The sequence below is a fragment of the Streptomyces sp. NPDC002690 genome (assembly GCF_053592415.1).
In genome coordinates this window covers 1-5,480 of sequence record NZ_JBSFVR010000440.1, presented here as the reverse complement: position 1 = coordinate 5,480, position 5,480 = coordinate 1, and the positions used below count along the sequence as shown (strand labels likewise).

The following is a 5,480-nucleotide window of genomic DNA, read 5'->3' as shown; positions in this document are numbered from 1 at the left end:
GAGGCTCTCAGAACTTGTCGAGCCACACCACGATGCCAGTGTGTCCGGAGAGCACCGCCGCCGTTCCCGCGCGGACGGCCGCCGCGCAGCGGGCGGCGGTGAAGCTGGCGGCGTCGTACGCGGAGGACATGCCGAGGCCCTCGCCCCGGAAGGAGGCGCCCGTCCAGTCGACCGCCGTGACGTTGTGGGTGGGTTCGGCGAGTTCGGCGCCGACGACCAGGAACTCCTGGTCGAGGTGGCTCGGGGTGACCGTGGCGAGCGGGTCGATGAGGCTGTTGCCCGCGCTGATGACGAGGTCGGGACGGAGGTCCACCGCCCTGATGGTGGCGGGGAGCAGATCGGCGTCGTCGGCGGCCGTCACGGTCCGCAGATCGACGTCCTCGTCCTTCGCCCACTTCCGCACGGCGGTGACCAGGGTTTTCGTGGGCCGGTCGTGGCCCGCGGTGAGGAGCACGACGCGGGCTCCGGCAGAGGGGCGGACTCCGGACCAGGAGCCGGGGTCGGGGGTGACGGTGGACTCCGGCGCGGGCGACTTGTCCGGGCGGATGAATCCCGCGCCCAGAGCGCCGATCGCGGAGGGTCGCGGGTGCGGCCGCGACCAGTCGGCTTCCGAGGCGCATCCGGCGAGCAGGGCGAGGGCGGCCGCGGTGGTCACGGCGGCGGCCTGGAGCGGGCGGTGCAAGACGATCGTCCTTCGGGTAGGGGCCTCCCCCGCGGCACGACGGCATGCCTGTGCGGCCCGGTGGGACGGGCGGGCCGGTAGGGGGCGGCTTTCCTCACATCCTGCGCCGTCGGCACACTGATCTCCATAAAACCGACCGCCATCGCGCCTTTGTTTTCTCATGCTTCGCCGACCGGCCGCTTTCGGTTCATCCACGACCTGCACGGTGCACGGGCAACCTCAAGGAGTTCCATGCCTCACCGTGTACGCCGCCCCTTGCTCGCGCTCGCCGCGGCGGTCCTCTTCCTGCTCTGCCTCGCCAGGCCCGCAGCCGCCCACGGCTTCTCGTCGACCGTGTACGCGCACGTCACCGGTGACGGGGACGGGCCGCTCCGCACCCAACTCAAGCTGGAGTACGACCTGCTGGTGGTGTCGGCCGCCGACACCGGTGACGACGATCCCCTCTTCCGCGCGGGCACCGAGGCCTTCGACGCCGGGGACGCGGCCGCCGAGGCCGCCGCGCTCGGCTCCCATCGCGACACCGTCCTCGGGTACGTCACCCGGCATCTCGCGGTCAGTGCCGGCGGAAAGGCGTGTGCGCCCACCCCCGCCGGCGCGTTCCGGATGGGTACCGAGGAGGGCGTACCGTACGCCCTGCTGGACCTCGACTGGGCGTGTGCCGCCCACGGTTCGGGCGACCACGAGGTGCGCGGCACTCTCTTCCCCGACTCCGAGGGGTACGTCAAGGGCACCAAGACGATCGTCACGTACGACGTCGGCGGCCACTCCGGCAGCGCCGCGCTCGACTCCGGGCATCCGTCGTTCTCGATCAGCCAGGCATGGGCGCAGCGCTTCTGGGAGTTCTTCCGGCTGGGCGCGGAGCACCTGCTGACGGGTACCGACCACATCCTGTTCCTGCTGGCGCTGATAGCCGGGTCGCGGCGTCCGCGCGAGGTCGTCCTCGCCGCCACCAGTTTCACGCTGGCCCACTCGGTGACGTTCCTGCTGGCCGCGCTGGGCCTGGTCGACGTTCCGTCCGGTCTGGTGGAGCCCGTCATCGCGCTCTCCATCGCCGTGGTCGCCGGCTGGCACCTGTGGCGGATACGGGGGCGGGGCACCCTCGTCGCGGAGCTGCCGGCGCCCGGTGGGGGCCGGTTCGCCCTGGACCGGGCCGGCTGGACCCGTCTCGGCGTCGTGTTCTGTTTCGGCCTGGTGCACGGCCTGGGATTCGCGGGCGCGCTCGGTATCGAAGCCGCCTGGACATGGACCCTGCTGTGGTCCCTCCTGGTGTTCAACATCGGCATCGAGGCGGTCCAACTCGGCATCATCGCCGTGGTGTTCCCGCTGCTCCTGCTGCTCGTGCGCCGCTCGCCGCGGGCCGCCGTGTGGACCACCGGCGCGATCTCCGCCTGCGTCGCGGCGATGGGGCTCATCTGGTTCGTACAGCGTGTGGCCGGCTCATGAAAACCGCAGGCCAGTGGTGATGTTCAACCTCAACCAAGATCGCATTCAGATGTCGTTCATCTCGTCCCGACAACTTGGCGATCGCCCTTGCGTACGCACCGTACGCACACAGAAGAAACGACACTTCATGAGATCGAACGCTTCCCACCAGGCCCGGGGGCCTGTGCGGACCCGTGTGGCCACCGGCGCCACCGCCGCCTTCCTCGGCCTGACCGTCGCCTTCGCGGGCGGAGTGAGCTCCCCCGCCTCCGCGGCCGAGGCCTCCACCCTCTCCGGCATCGTCCTGGGTGTCGGCGCCAACGAGACCCAGCGCACCGTCAGCTGGTACTCCTCCGGCGACACCGCCCAGAAGGTGCAGCTCGCCCCCACGGCGCAGCTCACGGGTGGCGAGTTCCCCGCCGACGCGGTCACCTTCGACGCTCTGGGCGCCGCGAACCTCGCCACCAGCGGCGGCTACAACCGCCACGCCACCATCACCGGCCTGAAGGAGAACACCGCTTACTCCTACCGCGTCGGCAGCGAGGGCAACTGGTCGACCGCGTACGCCTTCAAGACGCAGGATTTCGAGGGCGCGTACGACTTCCTCTTCCTCGGCGACCCGCAGATCGGCTCCTCCGGCGATCTGGCGCAGGACCAGGCCGGCTGGTCGGACACGCTGAACGTGGCCACCAAGGCCAACCCGAACGCCGAGCTCCTCGTCTCGGGCGGCGACCAGGTCGAGAGCGCCAACAACGAGGACCAGTGGAAGTCCTTCCTGGCCCCCGACCAGCTGCGCCAGATCCCGTACGCCGCCACCATCGGCAACCACGACGTCGGCGGCAAGGCGTACGAGCAGCACTTCTCGACGCCGAACACGGACAACTCGGCCTCGAAGTACGCCAACGGCAACCCGGCGTCCAACACGTCGGGCGGTGACTACTGGTACATCTACAAGGATGTCCTGTTCATCGACCTGAACAGCAACAGCTACGCCACCTCGCAGGGCGGCGGCGGCGACGAGGCGCACACCAAGTACGTCACGGACGTCATCAACCAGCACGGCTCCGAGGCCAAGTGGAAGGTGCTCGTCTACCACCACTCGATCTACTCGCCGGCCTCGCACGCCAAGGACGGGGACAACAAGGTCCGTCGGGTCGACTTCCCGACGACCTTCTCCAAGCTCGGCGTCGACCTGGTCCTCCAGGGCCACGACCACAGCTACTCCCGCAGCTACCTCATCAAGAACGGCGCGAAGGCCGATCCCGAGGAGCAGCCGGGCGCGGCCGATGTCTACCCGGGTCCCGGCGGCGTCCTGTACGTCACCGCCAACTCCGCCTCGGGTTCGAAGTACTACGACATCACGGCGCCCGACAACAGCGGCACCAGCGGCGCGGGCAACGGCGCCGACCCGCTGAACCCGGACAACTACTGGTACAACTCGGTGCAGAACCAGGAGCACGTCCGCTCTTACGTCAAGGTCCAGGTGCGGGACGAGAAGCTCGTCGTGGAGAACGTCCGCAGCTCCACCTGCGCCGCTCCCAACTCCGAGGTCTCGCACGGCGACTGGTGCAACAACACCGACGCCGCGCAGCCGGTCGGCTCCATCGTCGACAAGGTGAGCGTCCACCCGTACAACGGTGACAGCCAGTCGCTCCAGGTCAACGTGCCCAACGCGGCTCCGGGCGAGTTCGGCTGGACCGTCGACGGCTACAACGGTCTGGTGGACCTCGGTACCGCCAAGGAGGAGAACGGTGACCACTTCACCGCCTCCGGCAAGATCAACCCGATCCTCGTGTCGGACACCCGCCGCACGCTCTCGCCGTGGTCGGTCTCGGCCAACGTGAGCGCGTTCAAGGACGCCGACAAGACGTTCGCGGGCTCCTACCTCGGCTGGTCGCCGTACGTGCTCGACCAGGGCGCGGGTGCCGTGGCCGGTTCGCCGGTCGCGTCCGGGTACGACGACCAGGGTGACGGTCTGGCCGTGTCCCGCGGTCTCGGCTCCGCCGAGCAGGGTCACGCACGGGGAACCTCCAAGCTGGGCGCCGACCTGGATCTCAAGATCCCGGACAGCGTGCAGAAGGGCGGCTACCGCGCGACCCTCACGATCACCGCGCTGAGCAGCTGACCGATCCCGCTCCACCGGTGGGGCAGGCTCCGGTCCACCGGAGTCTGCCCCACCTCCTTTCCCAGAGAGACCCGAGATGCACGCAGTGGCACCATCCCGCCGTAACACCACCGCCGGCCCCGTCCGTGCCGTCGCCCTCGTCCTGCTCACCGTGCTGGCGCTCGCGGGCGTGTGCGCCGCTCCGGCCCGCGCGGCGGACGGCGACGTCACCTGGACGGTCCGGACGGCCTCCAACGACTTCGGGAACGACCGTTCGAGCTTCGGCTACAGCGTGAACCCGGGCGGGAAGACCGAGGACGCGATGGTCGTCGCCAACCACGGCACCACCGCGCTGACCCTCGCCGTGTACACCGCCGACGGCTTCACCACGGACAAGGGACAGCTCGACCTGCTGACCCGGGACAAGAAGTCCCGCTCCGTGGGTGCCTGGGTGCGCGCCGCGCACGAGACGGTGACGGTCGCCCCGGGCAAGACCGTCCAGGTCCCGTTCACGGTCTCGGTCCCGGACGACGCCACCCCGGGCGACTACGTGGGCGGCATCCTCACCTCTCTGGGGCAGCCCGACGACGCGGAGGGCATCGCGGTCGACCGGCGTCTGGGTATCCGGATCAAGCTGCGCGTCAGCGGGGCGCTGCGGCCGAAGCTGGCCGTCGAGGACCTGCGCGTCTCGTACGGCGGCTCCGCCGGTCCGTTCGGCCAGGGCGACGCGACGGTGACCTACAGCCTCCACAACACGGGCAACGCGCTGCTCTCCGGCACCCAGAAAGTCACCGTCACGGGTCCCTTCGGTACCTTCAGCACCGATGCCGGCGCCGTCGCCGCACCGCCCGAGCTGCTGCCGGGTGAGCGCTGGAAAGTGACGGTCCCGGTCCACGACGTGACTCCGGCGTTCCGCCTGGCCACCACCGTCACCGTCACCCCGGTGCTCACGGACGCGGCCGGCTCCACGACCGCCCTCAAGCCGGTCGTGGCCACGGCCCACGGGTGGGCCGTCCCGTGGACCCTGACGCTGCTGGTGGTCCTGGTCCTCGCCGCAGTCGTCGTGGCGGTCGTCCTGACCCGGCGCGGGCGCGCCCGTCGCAAGAGTCTGGAGGACGAGCGGGTGCGCGAGGCGGTGAGCCGCGCGCTGCGGGAGAAGACCGGGAAGCAGGACTGACCGCATCCTGCCGTACCACGAGTTCGCGGCGCAGTTCTTCAAGAACGCGGCCGACCCGGACAGCCCGCTCAGCCCTTTCTCCGCGGAGTCGGAGC

At 70.1% G+C, this 5,480-nt stretch carries 4 protein-coding genes and 1 pseudogene; 4 read left to right on the top strand and 1 reads right to left on the bottom strand.

The window, feature by feature from the left end; translation table 11 throughout:
- Positions 1-7: 7 nt before the first annotated feature.
- Positions 8-682, bottom strand: a complete 675-nt coding sequence (locus ACWD3D_RS32755) for a hypothetical protein (RefSeq protein WP_451464369.1) — start codon at positions 680-682, stop codon at positions 8-10.
- A gap of 231 nt (positions 683-913) precedes the next feature.
- Here ACWD3D_RS32755 and ACWD3D_RS32750 point away from each other — a divergent pair, with 231 nt between their 5' ends.
- From ACWD3D_RS32750 to ACWD3D_RS32735, 4 genes and pseudogenes are all read left to right on the top strand, one after another.
- Positions 914-2,125, top strand: a complete 1,212-nt coding sequence (locus tag ACWD3D_RS32750) for a HupE/UreJ family protein (RefSeq protein WP_451464368.1) — start codon at positions 914-916, stop codon at positions 2,123-2,125.
- 127 nt (positions 2,126-2,252) lie between these two features.
- Entirely contained in the window at positions 2,253-4,229 is a 1,977-nt protein-coding gene (locus ACWD3D_RS32745) for a fibronectin type III domain-containing protein (protein WP_451464367.1), read from the top strand.
- 76 nt (positions 4,230-4,305) lie between these two features.
- A complete protein-coding gene (locus ACWD3D_RS32740) occupies positions 4,306-5,385 on the top strand; it encodes a WxL protein peptidoglycan domain-containing protein (protein ID WP_451464366.1) in 1,080 nt (359 codons plus the stop codon).
- A gap of 10 nt (positions 5,386-5,395) precedes the next feature.
- Positions 5,396-5,480 (top strand): annotated as a pseudogene (locus tag ACWD3D_RS32735) (TetR/AcrR family transcriptional regulator); the annotation flags it as partial.